The 249-nt window shown below is 59.0% G+C and carries 1 protein-coding gene; it reads left to right on the forward strand.

Features of this window, described 5'->3' with window-relative positions; all coding sequences use genetic code 11:
• Nucleotides 1-15: 15 nt before the first annotated feature.
• On the forward strand, nucleotides 16-249 hold a 234-nt coding region (locus tag AC3II9_RS22210), incomplete at its 3' end, for a hypothetical protein (protein WP_489158914.1).

The following is a 249-nucleotide window of genomic DNA, read 5'->3' on the forward strand; positions in this document are numbered from 1 at the left end:
CAGGGCGCGGCGTGGATGATCATGTCCGACCGAATGCAGGCCATGGCCGCTGCTGATGGTTCCTTCTTCGGTGGGTTTTTCGGAAAGTTCCACCCCCGGCTGGGCACGCCGGTGCACGTCAACCTGTTATCGGGGATCGTCTCCACTCTTTTCATGCTCGCCGCCATGGAGTTGACGGGTTCTAGCGCTGACCTGTTTAACGTCGTCCTCGGAGTGGCAGTAACGACCTACCTGTTCAGCTACCTGCTT

The sequence above is a fragment of the Lysinibacillus sp. RU7 genome, assembly GCF_057837305.1.